At 41.6% G+C, this 12,263-nt stretch carries 12 protein-coding genes and 1 pseudogene; 6 read left to right on the forward strand and 7 right to left on the reverse strand.

The annotated features are described in order from the left end of the window. Positions 1–51 precede the first annotated feature (51 nt). From GUY17_RS20495 to GUY17_RS20505, 3 genes are read right to left on the reverse strand one after another with little or no spacing between them, the layout of a single operon-like run. Positions 52–1,344: an ABC transporter permease gene (locus GUY17_RS20495; RefSeq protein ID WP_162024188.1), complete on the reverse strand. Its 1,293-nt coding sequence runs from the start codon at positions 1,342–1,344 to the stop codon at positions 52–54. Next, entirely contained in the window at positions 1,341–2,210 is an 870-nt protein-coding gene (locus GUY17_RS20500) for an ABC transporter ATP-binding protein (protein ID WP_162024189.1), read from the reverse strand. The genes GUY17_RS20495 and GUY17_RS20500 overlap by 4 nt, the downstream gene beginning before the upstream one ends. Positions 2,211–2,255: 45 nt before the next feature. Next, positions 2,256–2,633, reverse strand: coding sequence for a GntR family transcriptional regulator (locus tag GUY17_RS20505; RefSeq protein ID WP_011639383.1), 378 nt, complete (start codon positions 2,631–2,633; stop codon positions 2,256–2,258). 94 nt (positions 2,634–2,727) lie between these two features. On the opposite strand from GUY17_RS20505, the gene GUY17_RS20510 reads away from it, so the two are divergent. The 4 genes from GUY17_RS20510 (at position 2,728) to GUY17_RS20525 (ending at position 6,572) form a co-directional block, all read left to right on the forward strand. Further along, positions 2,728–4,326 carry an alpha/beta hydrolase gene (locus GUY17_RS20510; protein ID WP_162024190.1) on the forward strand — a complete coding sequence of 533 codons (1,599 nt, stop codon included), beginning with the start codon at positions 2,728–2,730 and terminating at the stop codon, positions 4,324–4,326. Positions 4,327–4,328: 2 nt separating this feature from the next. Next, positions 4,329–5,063: an ATP-binding cassette domain-containing protein gene (locus GUY17_RS20515; RefSeq protein ID WP_101088642.1), complete on the forward strand. Its 735-nt coding sequence runs from the start codon at positions 4,329–4,331 to the stop codon at positions 5,061–5,063. Next, on the forward strand, positions 5,063–6,196 hold the full coding sequence (locus GUY17_RS20520) for an ABC transporter permease (RefSeq protein ID WP_101088643.1): 1,134 nt from the start codon (positions 5,063–5,065) through the stop codon (positions 6,194–6,196). Before GUY17_RS20515 ends, GUY17_RS20520 begins: the two co-directional genes overlap by 1 nt. Positions 6,197–6,347: 151 nt before the next feature. After that, positions 6,348–6,572, forward strand: a complete 225-nt coding sequence (locus tag GUY17_RS20525) for a hypothetical protein (RefSeq protein ID WP_101088644.1) — start codon at positions 6,348–6,350, stop codon at positions 6,570–6,572. A 360-nt stretch (positions 6,573–6,932) separates the two neighbouring features. On the opposite strand, the gene GUY17_RS20530 is transcribed toward GUY17_RS20525, so the two are convergent. The 3 genes from GUY17_RS20530 to mog all read right to left on the reverse strand — a co-directional run bounded on the left by GUY17_RS20530 (position 6,933) and on the right by mog (position 9,046). After that, positions 6,933–7,298 (reverse strand): hypothetical protein, encoded by a 366-nt coding sequence (locus GUY17_RS20530; protein ID WP_162024191.1) that lies wholly within the window; start codon positions 7,296–7,298, stop codon positions 6,933–6,935. After that, positions 7,298–8,320 carry a hypothetical protein gene (locus GUY17_RS20535; protein WP_162024192.1) on the reverse strand — a complete coding sequence of 341 codons (1,023 nt, stop codon included), beginning with the start codon at positions 8,318–8,320 and terminating at the stop codon, positions 7,298–7,300. Before GUY17_RS20535 ends, GUY17_RS20530 begins: the two co-directional genes overlap by 1 nt. Before the next feature lie 192 nt (positions 8,321–8,512). Further along, positions 8,513–9,046: a molybdopterin adenylyltransferase gene (gene mog / locus GUY17_RS20540; protein WP_011639389.1), complete on the reverse strand. Its 534-nt coding sequence runs from the start codon at positions 9,044–9,046 to the stop codon at positions 8,513–8,515. A 340-nt stretch (positions 9,047–9,386) separates the two neighbouring features. On the opposite strand from mog, the pseudogene GUY17_RS21315 reads away from it, so the two are divergent. Then, a pseudogene (locus GUY17_RS21315) lies at positions 9,387–9,866 on the forward strand (type II secretion system protein); the annotation flags it as partial. Between the two features lie 113 nt (positions 9,867–9,979). Here the strand turns inward: GUY17_RS21315 and GUY17_RS20550 are convergent. Continuing rightward, positions 9,980–10,615 (reverse strand): TetR/AcrR family transcriptional regulator, encoded by a 636-nt coding sequence (locus GUY17_RS20550; protein WP_162024193.1) that lies wholly within the window; start codon positions 10,613–10,615, stop codon positions 9,980–9,982. 411 nt (positions 10,616–11,026) lie between these two features. Here GUY17_RS20550 and GUY17_RS20555 point away from each other — a divergent pair, with 411 nt between their 5' ends. Then, positions 11,027–12,259, forward strand: coding sequence for an efflux RND transporter periplasmic adaptor subunit (locus GUY17_RS20555; protein WP_162024194.1), 1,233 nt, complete (start codon positions 11,027–11,029; stop codon positions 12,257–12,259). Positions 12,260–12,263: the final 4 nt, after the last annotated feature.

Raw genomic sequence — 12,263 nt, forward strand, 5'->3', positions numbered from 1 at the left:
TTTGCTCTATTTTTGAGCTTACGGTCACGTTTGTCAGTTATGCTCGATGATTTACGGGGCCAAAATGCCATGTTGCCACAAACGTTTTTTACCCCAAATTAATGCGCCAACACCAACAATAATTAGTGGCACATCCATAAGCAACCATACCCATAAGCTGTCACCGTCTCGCACTGCGGCGAAACTCAACGACACCAATATCGAATGGAGTAACACTATTAGCATTGCTGCTGTGGCTTGCAGGCTATTACGGCTTGCCGCACCCATTCCCAGCATAATGGCACAGCCCCAAAAAGTGCTTAGACCTAAATGCAGTACAAATAATCCGCCATATTGCGGGTCAATCAAGCTATTGGTAAAACCTAGCACGCTGACCATAGCCACTAGCACAGCGATGAAACGATACTGGCTGCGGTAAAATGCATCGCGCAATCCACTCAAGCCGCTATAACAAGGCAATAAAAACAGCGTTTCTGCCGCGCGCCAACGCTGAATTCGGCTCCAATGAACAATGGCACAACTGATCACGGTAAATTGCACCAATAAAAATAATGCTGGTACATCAATATCAAATAGCCACGACAGCAGTATTAAACCAAGGGTGATCAACGGTAAACAAAGCAGCATCATCGTTAGCACTGGGCCGATAAAAAAGTTCATCGGATGAAACAACCGCTCAACACGAGTAATCCAGGTGAATCCTTTTATGCTCGGCAGCCACATCCAGCCCATTTGCACGGCGTTGAGGTACACCACACGCGCCTCGTTATTCCAGCTAAGTTGGCGACATAAATGGATCACCCAAGACAATAGCCCAGCAATCAGTATTAGCATCATCCACGTCGGTATCGTGAGCGCTAATTTATCTAAAAATGGCACTGTTATGAATAATAAAAACGATAAATGAAAACTGTTACTGCGCCATAAACAGGCCCATACAAATAGCAAGCTGACCACAATGGCTAGCAGTAGTCTGGGGATGACATCGTAAGCAGCAAAACCAATACAGGCGAATAGTTGTATCAATAACATACCCACTGCGATGGTCGCCGCCTGTATGAGCACGTGCTTTTGATAATGAGGTATTAGACCGGTCATCTCAGCTGCTGCTAAGCGATTTAACTGCCAAGCAATTGCCGCAGCAGTAGACAGTGTTGCCATGGAAAAAACGAGGCTAACAACCTCAGTTTTACCCGTGATAAAACACAGAAACCCTAACACTAGGCCTAATCCTGCGGTACCAATAAAACTGACACTGCCTAAGTCATATAACCACAACCGCAGCATGCCACGGTAAGGTTTACGCCATGCTGAAAGTTGACTGTTTTGCAACGACTGATTCATCGATGCAGCTCCATAAATAACTGTTCTAGGTTGAGTGATTTTTCACTCTGCACACCCGCAATATTCGATGGGTTACCTTGCGTATCCACCAGCACACTTTGTCCGGTTTGGCTCAATATTTTATAATGTGGCGGTAACTGAGCGTTTTCGGCTAAGTTGAGTAATTTAACCTCTTCACGCAAGGCGTCGATTTCTTTAAACAGTATCAGTTGGCCTTTTTTAATCAGGGCAACATGGCTGGCAACACGTTCTAAATCTGAGGTGATATGCGATGAAAATAACACTGCTGAACCTGAATCGAGCGCGAGATCGAACAAGTCGCTCATAAACTGACGCCTGGCAATGGGATCTAAGCTGGCAACGGGTTCGTCGAGTAATAGTAAGGTTGGCCGATACGCCATAGCCATGATCAATGCTAATGATTGACGCTGGCCCACTGATAATTTTTGCACCGCTTGCGTAACATCTAAATCAAAACGTTTAAGCCAATCTTGCTCGAGTGTCATATCCCAATTTGGATAGAAGCTACGGTGCAACTCTAATGCTTTATCAATAGTAAAGCCTTCATAACCAAAAGGCTGCTGGGGTACGTAACCAATACGTTCTTTTGCTTGAATAGATAAAGCGGTAGGCGGTTCGCCAAGGGTTGAAATGTCGCCTTGTTCGATGCCCACAATGCCTAATGCGCAACGCATTAACGTCGATTTACCCGCACCATTTTGGCCTAATAACCCGACCACCATACCTGGGTAGAGTGTCATCGATAGATCGACCAACACCGCATGACCTGCTGCAGACTTGTGTTTTGCAGCAAAGGTTTTGCTCACATGATTAAAGCGTAAAACGGGCTGTTGTTCGGATTCCATTTTCGACTTCCTAGATAATGTCCTTAAAAATTAGCTCAACTGTGGCTATTCTTTATTCCAAAATTGTTCCAACAATACTTGTAACTGGTCATAATCGACCCCTAGCTGCCGTGCCTGCTCAACTAATGCCGTTAATTGTGGTGCCAACAAACTGCTGCCTGAATCATTATTGGCCGCAGTTCTAGCAGCTACGCGTGACGGCTGACCACGACGGCGCTCAACCCAACCTTGGTCGACAAGTTGCTGCATAGCACGTGATACCGTCATCGGGTTTACCGCTAAATGCTCGGCAAGTTGGCGCACCGAAGGCAGAACATCTTCAGGGTGCAATTGCCCGCCGACAATTAAGCGCACGATTTGATCGTGCAACTGTCGATAGATGGGTTCACCACTGCTGGGGTTGACATTTATTAATTCTAACATTAGCCTTTAACAACTGTATTAATACATTGATACACTCATACACTAAGTGCTAAGGTATCATAATCGTCATGAAATGCAAAAAGGAAACGTTCCGATGATCAACAGGAAGTTTATCAACACAGTCTTAGCCAAGCGGTCAACCCGCTCTGGGTTATGCCAATCGGCAACACGTACTAGCCGATGGCTCGCGGTCGCTATTGCTATTTTACTCGCCAACAATAGTTATGCTGACACATCGCAAACCAATGTGGCTGTACCCGCTAAAACCAGTGCTTGTTACTTAGATGGTTTAGACGAGCAATTACAGTGCGGTAAAATCACTGTGCTGGAAAACCCTCAGCTACCTGACGGTAAGCAAATCGACATTCATTTTGCTATTTTGCCAGCAATTAAAAACACTCACCCAAATGAAGCGTTACTGGCAATCGCAGGCGGACCAGGCCAGTCAGCCATTGAAAATGCCGCTTTCTTTAATCGCATGTTGACCAAAGTTCGTCAGCAACGCGATATTTTACTGATTGATCAGCGTGGTACCGGTAAATCGAACATTTTATCTTGCGACGATGACACCACTGAATTACTCAGTATGAATGATGACGATCTTGATATCATTGCCATGACAGAAAAATGCCTAGGTCAAATTGATGCCGATGTAAGCCAATACGGTAGTAATACCGCGTTAACAGACTTCGAAGCAGTACGCGAATATTTGGATTACCAAAAACTGCATTTATACGGTATTTCCTACGGAACACGTATGGCACAGCTTTATATGCGCCATTACCCAGAAGCCTTATTAACCGTGACACTGGATGGCGTGGTGCCAATGCAACAAAGTGTCGTGGCGATTGGTGACTCAATAGAACGTGGTTTAAATGTATTATGGCGCGACTGTATAAGTACTCCTGCTTGCCAGCAACAATTTCCTGACTTGGCTGACGAATACAATAAAGTCGACCAACTGCTCGCCACCGCTCCGATAAGCCAACAAGTACGTGACCCACAAACAGATGAACTCAGCGAGTTTTTACTCACCCGCGGCAAGTTTAGCGGCGCTATTAGAATGGCGATGTACATGGCAAATATTCGTGCGCTTATCCCGCATGCTATTCATCAAGCGGCACAAGGTAATTACCAACCCATATTAGGTATTTACACATTAACTGCTGATAGCACAGGTATTGCGATGGGCATGCACGCATCCGTTGTGTGTGGCGAAGACATTCACCGCATTACTGATCAAATGCGTAAAGATGCAAAAGAGTCGTACATCAGCGGTAATATGTTAGATGGATTAGAAAAAACCTGCCAAGCCTGGCCGATACCACAAGTAGATGACAACTTTAGTGAGCCAATTCTCAGTGATATACCCACCTTACTGTTATCTGGCGAACTCGACCCGGCAACACCGCCAAACTGGGGCGCAATGGCACAAGAAAAACTGACAAAATCAAAGCACTTCATTGCACCTTACGCAACACATGGCGTGGCAGGCCAAAGCTGTGGCAATGACCTCGTCGCCCAGTTAGTTGACCAAGGTTCAGTAAAAGACATCAACGGTGAATGCTTACAAAAAGATGTCCGTCGTAGCTTTTACCTTAATGCCAATACCGTTGAAGCGCTACCGGTTATCGACACGCCCACTGACATAGAAACAACAGCACCAGCGAATACCGCTGTGGATAAGGAATAGTCATGATTACTGTTGCAAACTTAACCAAAAAAATTGGCGATGTGCAGGCCTTAGATAACTTAAGCTTTAGCGCTGAGAATGGCCAAATTACCGGTTTACTTGGCCCAAATGGTGCCGGTAAAACCACCTGTTTACGCACCTTATTTGGTTTACTTAAGCCAGACTCAGGCACAGCTACCGTTGATAACATAGATGTTGCAGTTGATCCAATTGGCGCCAAAAAGCAGTTAGGCTTATTCCCCGACCCTTTTGGTTTATATGAACGTTTAAGCCCGCGTGAATACATTAGCTTCTTTGCCGAACTCAGCGGTATGTCGCGCAAACAAGCTAAAAAAGCCACCGCAGATGTGATTGCACAACTCAAGCTGGAAGACATTTGTGACCGTCGCTGCAAAGGCTTTTCTCAAGGTCAGCGGATGAAAACAGCTTTAGCGCAAGCCATTGTTCATAAGCCAAGTAACATCATTTTAGACGAACCTACTCGCGGGCTTGATGTGATGAGTACCCGTTTGTTGCGCGACATTTTATTGCAGCTCAAAGACCAAGGTCATTGCGTGCTGTTTTCAAGCCACGTGATGCAAGAAGTCGCCGCCTTGTGTGATCGCGTTATCGTGATGGCTAATGGCAAAGTAGTCGCCATCGGTAGTCCTGATGAACTGTGTCAGCAAACAGGTAAAGACTCACTAGAAGATGCATTTATCGAACTTATCGGTACCGACGAAGGGATTGCAGCATAATGAAAATGATACTCGCAATGGTGCGCAAAGAACTCATCGACGCCGCACGAGATAAACGATCGGTTATGGCTGGTTTATATTATGCCATTGGTACGCCGTTGATCATGTGCGGCATGTTTATGGTGTTAATTGGCCAGCTGTCTAGTCCAGAAGATTTAAACATCAATATCAACAATGCCGATAACGCTCCAGATTTAGTGCGCTACTTAAGTAATAACGGCATCAACCACGGTGAAGATGAACAAGCGAACAAAATAATCTTAACCATTAGTGACGATTACGCCGCCAACATGGCCAAAGCTAAACAAGCTGAAGTGATATTAATAGCCGACAATTCAGATGAGAAGCTGCAAAAATCAATTCGTCGACTAGAGCGTCAACTGCAAGCATATAGTGCAGAAATGGGCAGCATTCGCTTAATTGCCCGCGGTATTAATCCACGGATAACCCAGCCATTAAAGGTCAATATCGAAGACAAAGCCACACCAGACTCTAAAGGTGGGATGATTTTAGGCATCGCTATATTCACCATGATGTACTCGGTATTTATTTCCGGTATGAACCTCGCTATCGACACCAGCGCAGGTGAGCGTGAGCGTAACTCACTAGCACTATTGTTAAGCCACCCAATGAGCACCCGCGAATTAGTCATCGGTAAAATTATTGCCGTAACCTGTTTTGCTTTGCTCGGCTTAATCTTGATTTTACTGGTATCAAAAGTGGCTTACCCCTTTGTACCGTGGCAAGAAATTGGCTTTACCGTCAATATCACTCCAGACTTTATGGGCTTAATGTTCCTTGTGGGCATTCCAGTCGCCTTGATGGCCGCAACCTTACAACTGTATGTATCGTTTATGGCTAAAACCTTTAAAGAGGCGCAATCATACTTAACCATGGTGTTATTTGTACCACTAGCACTGTCAATGGCGGCCAGTTACAACATCGCCCCAGACGTATTGCAGTGGTTACCCGTATCTGGCCAGCAACAAGCATTAATGGACTTTATTAAAGGTCGTGAGATTCCAATGATGCAATTAATTATTTCATCTGTGACCACACTGATCATTGCCATTGCATTAGCCGCGGGCTTAGAAAAGTCGCTTAAAAGTGAAAAAGTCGTCTTTGGTTTATAACCGTTAGCTTATAACGACGAGCCTCAGCCTTAACGAGTAGAGATAAGGCTGAGGTAATTAGCAAGAGAGATTAGCTAGCGCTTTTAATAAGAGTAAGTCAGATAAGAAAGTCAAAAATCTATTAACAAAATAGCATTAATAAGGAGTCATTATGGAAAATGATATCGCCATTATCGCGTTGGTCTTCATTATTGTGGTTGGCACCACTGCATCTGAAATGTTTAAGTATTATATGAAGCATAAGCAGCAAACTGACACGGGCAGTGTCAGTGATCTGCAAGCACAAAACCAAGCATTGATTGAACGAGTACAAGTATTAGAGAAGTTAGTAACTGACAGTGATTTTGATTTAAAGCAGCAGTTTAAGCAGCTGTAGTATTTGCGCTAAAATGCCAACATTTTATACAAGGAATGTGATCTGCTATACCTGTTAACGAAGCGCATTCGTTTGAAATAAATAAACTAGTAATATATAAACTATTAACCAATTTTAAATCAGTTAATATATTCAAAGTAAATACTAAAATCTTTATCGTCTACAATCTCAATGATATTAAAGATTAGTCAATACGTAATTCCGATAGCATATTAGCAATAAGAAAATAGACATAAAAATGATAAAAATATTCATAATAAAATAATTTACTATTTTTATAGCTTATAAATTATATACAACCTGACTGCTTATCACACTCAGACAACCTTTATTCTAAATATTAAGTCTTTATCATAAAAATTATTTTATATTTGGATATATGTAATCTAAAATAATCATAGCAGCAAAACAGAGCATATCAATCATGAAAATGACATAATAAATTTTAAAAACACCTGTGATTTTAGGTGGGACATTATCTTTTAAGTGCAATAAATTATATCGCTTTGCATACCAATCAAACATAAAAACACTCGCATAATGAAGTGTTCCATGACCAGTTAAAAAAATATTTAATGAGAAATACTCACGCCCATCTTCTAGTATATCTTCAACTAGCTTAATACGTTTATTGTATATATATAACAACATGGGAAACAAAATAAATAAACCTAAAAATACAAAGCTACCACCTAATAAAAGTCCTATAAGATCTGTTATTGACATTATTTTTCTATCACCTCATACAAAAGTTCTGCTTTATCACGCATATAATGACTCCCATGCTTTGCCCCAAAATATCCTCCAACACCACCTGCGACTATTCCACACCATAGTAAACTAGTTCCGCCACTAGGAAGACCAAAAACAATTGAACATAAACCATAACTTGCAATAAAACCACCGCCAGCTCCACCGGCAATAGCTCCAGCGCCTTTGCCCGTTTCAACATATTTAGCTTTAGTACACTCAAGGTCTGTACCATCAAGACAAGCTCGCTGGATATTTGCAGTTGCCTCAACACCCGTTAATACAACGCCTACATATCCAACTCGTTTTAAGTTTTTTGCCATATTAGCTAAAGTTTTATAATGGTCAGCAAAACCAGGAATATTTTGAGCATATCCGCCCATTTTATCCCAACGCCTAATCAAACTTTTGCTACTTAAACCTAATTGAGTTCGAATATTTCCTGGCATTAAGTTTTCACCAAACGCCGGCTGACCAAAGCGTCTTAAAGCATTATTTAAATTAGAAAAGATAATCTTTCTTCGATGCTGAAACTCAGGTGATCTCAAGTTTCCTTTGGCATTATAAGTTTTGATATACATCTGCTCTAAATTTTTTAAGTTCTCCTTTACAAAGCTAACATGCGAGTTCCAAGTGTTATTAGCTACGCCTAATAATAAGCCGTTATATTTAGCAACATTACTGAGTAAGTCGTACCGCTTAGCCAAAACTTCTTTTTCAATCTCATCAAGTTCCCTCAAATTTTTATCAATCTCCAACGCATACTTTTGAAACTCTTGTTCTTCAATTGTGCACTGAAATGTATTTAAAGGAGAAATTAAAACGATTTGACCAGGCTTAGCAAAACCATCAATTAGATGAGAGTTAACAAATTTAAAATGTTCAAAGGTTTCTTTTGTTGGCATGTTGTATAACACAAGGATCAATGCATTGACCGCCATACGCTTCTCAACAATATGTATAGCAAGATCACTTGGTATTGCAGAAGTATTACTCATAAAACATCCTTGCTTTCACGATTTAGTCCTTCAATATTTAGATCTATATTTTACAGCTATGCCTCTAATTTTCTATTATCAAATAGGATATAAAGACCTTTACCTCCACCTCATAATGGTTATAAAACGTATCGTATGGATTTTTTTATCCTCACGACACGCTTTAACATGGCAGAAATTGAATGTTTTTAACTACTTCGCTTTAGGTCTAAACGGCTTTATCACGGCTTCATCACAAACTAAAAACGGACCATCCATTAAGTCGATGCAATAAGGAATTGCTGGGAATACAGCATCCAAACATTCTCGGATAGACTTAGGTTTACCGGGTAGATTAACAATCAACGAGTCGGCACGAAGACCGGCCGTTTGACGGGATAGAATAGCGGTTGGTACAAACTTTAATGATTCGGCACGCATTAGCTCACCAAAACCAGGCATCATTCTATCGCACACTGCTTCGGTAGCTTCTGGCGTTACGTCGCGTTTGGCCGGCCCCGTGCCACCAGTGGTCACGATTAAACAGCAGTCTTGATTATCAGCTAAATCAATCAATGTGGCTTCAATAACGTCACGCTCATCGGGGATCACCTTATAAACAGGTTCCCATTCAGAGGTTAAATACTCATTCAATACATCAATAATCGCCTTACCAGACAGATCTTCATATATGCCAGCACTGGCACGATCGCTAACGGTAACGATGCCTATTTTAGCTTTGCTCATGGTTATCTTTCCCTTATTTGGGGTAAAAGCAGTAATGCAAATATATGCCGACAATCTACCAAAAAAAGCGGCATTTACAAAATGTTAAACTGATAGGTAGATCACCGATTTAGGATTCTATTAACCAAGTCAAACAATGAGTTCTGTTAGTGGGTTATTTATACTGGGTAAATTGAATAGTGTAATACGGGTTAATATTTTGGTTTGGCTGCTATTTAATTTGCTCAGCGATAAACGATGAACGCCATGAGATTCGTCATAATGTATTACCTAATAACAATCGGTACAGCGTAACAACATAAAGTGAATGAGTTCTATGCATGCAACCAAATAGCGCGGGTTTACCCTTATCGAATTAGTGGTAGTCATCATTATTTTAGGCATTTTAGCCGTAGTTGCAGCGCCTAAGTTTATTAATCTGAAAAGTGATGCGCTTATTGCCAGTTTGAAGGGATTCCAGGGAGCATTAAAGTCAGCGAATACCTTGGTTTATTCAAAAGCGGTATTGTCGGGTCAAGAAAAGCTCGAATCAGGTTCGGTAACACTAAATGGTGTAAATATTAGCACTACTGTGGGATACATAACGCCTCTGGCTGACAATATAGCCAAAGCACTTGATGGTTCATTTGAGGTAGTTGTTGACGCAAGTAAAACGGATATTACCGCTGACTGGGCTATTTTTTATAATGCCGGCACGAATCCATCAGTATCTATTTACCCTAAGGGATTCACTTCTTTTGCAAACTGTAACTTACGTTATTTGGCAGGTTCATCTGTTTCGGCTGATCCAACATTTTATGCCCTAACCACATGCTGTTAATTGTAGAAGCAAGACATAAATTGGTTTGGTTTGAACTTGGCCGCTAACACCAATAAAAAAAGATGACGCTTCCTGTTATAAAAACACTGTCAGACAGCGTCTTTTAAAGACGCTTATTTCACGCCTGAATACCCTATGACATGTTGAGCTAAAATCCCCGTAACCGCCATTTCTGCAACATTACGTAAATCATCATGTGTCGCGCCATCAGCAGCTTGGATAGACATACCTTTAAACAATGTCACGATCAAGGTTGCTAACACTTTCGGCTGACAATCATCAGCTAATTCGCCTCTTTGTTTAGCCTCAGCAAACTGATCAATTAATTCAGATTGATGTTTAGTTTGCAGCAGATGAACCGCTTCTTTAATCCCTTCGCTTGCTTCATTGCATGACAACGCACTATTGATTAGCGCACAACCTTGCGGGTGGCTACAATCGGTGAACTGCGCCGCCGCGCCTACTAATAAAGCTCGAATAACATCGGCAATATGCTCATGTTTAAAGGCGGTATTAAATAGTGAATCTGGGCGATTTTCATAAAGCTCAATGGCTTTTAAGAACAACTGCTCTTTATTACCAAATGCAGCATATAGGCTGGGTTTTTTAATTCCCATCACCTCAGTTAATTCGCTTATAGAGGTACCTTCATAGCCATTACGCCAAAAAACATGTAGCGCTTGCTCTAATGCAAAGTCGATATCAAACCCACGAGGGCGTCCGACGCAAGCAGCTTTAGTTATTGTCATCAATAGTACCTCTTATATTAACGAATCATTATTTATCATCACGTTAACTGACTAATTTACGGTAGATAATTCGTACATCTTAGCACAACACTAAATCATAGAAAGGGTTAATAATAAGTAGATTAAGCGCTTTTTTTCATCTTTATCAAGCATTGATTAACGCTATTTCATCGTCACTCTCCACGTTATATGCCGTGAAGCTATTTCATCATGTTGATTATTAATCACCTTGTTATAATAATTTAATACCAATCGGTACAAAACTAATTGACAGTTGTATTTTAATCTATATATTACCGTGCGGTACAGAACAATTTATACCGATTGGTATAAAAACATAGCCAAAGACAAAAGTAACGCACCCAATAGCTTGTTAAATAACGTAAATGCTATGGATTAGAGGACAGCACCATGAAGACGTTAAAATCAATTAAAATCACTTTGTTAGTAAGCCTAACGGCATTACTATTAGTGGCGTGCGGAAAGCAACCAGCACAACAAGCGAATACACCCGCAGCGCCTAAGGTGGATGTTGCTAACGTACTTTATGAACGCATTACCGAGTGGGATCAATTTACTGGACGCTTACAAGCACCAGAAAAGGTTACTTTGGTACCTCGCGTGTCAGGTTATATTGAATCGATTAACTTTAAAGAAGGCGCGCTAGTGCAAAAAGGCGATGTGTTATTTACCATCGACTCGAGTGTATTTACTGCTGAATATGAACGCCTTAAAGCAGAATTAACCAGTGCAATATCAGCTAACCAACTTGCTGAAAATGATTATGAACGAGCCAATAAGCTGTTCCATCAAAAAGCGGTTTCAGAAGAGCTTATTGATACTCGTCGCTCTAATATGCATCAAACTGCCGCTGCTGTAGCATCAGTTAAAGCAGCATTAACTAGCGCCCAACTTAACGTTGAATATACCCATGTTACCGCCCCAATTACGGGTCGTGTATCGTATGCCAATGAAACGGCAGGTAACTATGTCACCGCCGGACAAACACATCTCACCAGCTTAGTCTCTACGTCGCATATGTACGCTTATTTTGATATCGATGAGCAAACGTATTTAAAATATTCCGCGTTATCGTTCGAGAACAAACGTCAAAATCCACGTTTGGGCAACAATGCTGTGGTGATGGCTCTGGCAAATGAAACCAGTTTTAACCACCAGGGTGTGATCGACTTTGTCGATAATTCGGTTGATCAACAAACAGGTACTATCCGCGTTCGAGCAAACTTTGCCAACCAAGATAATCAATTATTACCCGGCTTATTTGCCCGCATCAGCATTGCTGGTAGCGAGTCATACGACAGCATTTTAATTGACGACAAAGCCATTTTTACTGACTTAAATAACAAGTTTGTTCTGGTAGTAAATGACAAAAACACCCTTGAGTATCGTAGCGTTAGCCTAGGTGAGAAGCTTCACGGTTTACGTATTATTACTGCCGGTTTATCCCCTAACGATACCATCGTGGTAAACAGTCTGCAGAAAGTACGCCCTAACGTCACTATTGAGCCAAATCTCACCGACATGGCCGATAGCGACAAATTAGAAGCATTACATCAAGCGCAACGCCTCCTCGATAACCAGCCATTGACAGCACGCGTTGCTGATGATGCAAGTCAGGGTTAAGGAA

It is taken from the genome of Shewanella sp. Arc9-LZ, assembly GCF_010092445.1.
Classification (GTDB): domain Bacteria; phylum Pseudomonadota; class Gammaproteobacteria; order Enterobacterales; family Shewanellaceae; genus Shewanella.